We start from the raw sequence: 918 nt of genomic DNA, 5'->3' as shown, positions 1-918 counted from the left end.
TATCAAAGCTGGTTCTCTTGGTGCTTTCATTGAGCAATTAGAAACAATGAGCTTTAGCCAACGTCCTATATTGTTCATCGAAAAGTGGGACAGATTAGGTCGTCAAAAAAACAGTATTACTCAAGATGTATTGAACAAGCTTTTAAAACACGTAGATGTCTATGATTGCTCTGATGGTCAGTTAGTTACTCAAAGTACAGAGAATGATCTTGGTGCTAGTATCATGTTGTTAGTGAAGATTCATGCAGCTTGGCAGTATTCAAAGAATTTAAGTGATCGAATCAGAGCAGCTAAAGAAAGCCAATTTAAGCAGTCAATGCAAGATGGTGCTCTTGTACCTCATGGTGGCTATCCAAGGTGGTTAGTAGTTAAAGATAAGAAGGCCGCTCTAATCCCCAAACGAGCTAGCAGCATAAAGAAAGTGTTCGAGCTTTACCTTAGTGGTATGACGCTAGGCGCTATTGCTAAGTATCTAAACACGAATAACTATTTGCACTGGAATAGAGCAGGTGAGGACTCATATGGATCATGGAATAGCTACAAGCTCTCACAACTGATTAGACAACCATCACTATATGGAAGCCATGTGTCCAGAACTTGGAAAACTAATGGTGAACGTTTCGAGGAGTATTCAGGTTGGAACGCTGGTGGTATTGAAATCAAAAATGCCTATCCGGCAGTAGTAAGTGAAGAAACATATAACCTTGCTCAAAGCATTCGCGAGCAGACCAAAGCGAGTTTACCATTCAACAAATCCAAGAGTAGAAGTAGCACAAGATCTGATGGTAGAAATATTTACCCAGTTTCTACGTGCTCTATGTGTGGTAGTAACTATGTGCTGAAGATGAACAAGCGAAAAGGGAAGTCGTATCCTGAGTTCTTATGTTCAAACAAGAAAGCCGGTGGTAAGTGCGATTC

At 40.4% G+C, this 918-nt stretch carries 1 protein-coding gene; it reads left to right on the top strand.

Features of this window, described 5'->3' with window-relative positions; genetic code table 11:
* Window positions 1–918 (top strand): recombinase family protein (locus tag BCT81_RS01305; protein ID WP_133152483.1); only part of this gene is annotated, 918 nt, incomplete at both ends.

The sequence above is a fragment of the Vibrio sp. 10N.261.52.A1 genome (assembly GCF_002876325.1).
Lineage (GTDB): Bacteria > Pseudomonadota > Gammaproteobacteria > Enterobacterales > Vibrionaceae > Vibrio > Vibrio chagasii.
The sequence above is the reverse complement of the archived record's forward strand: the minus strand, read 5'-3'. Positions and strand labels throughout refer to the sequence as shown.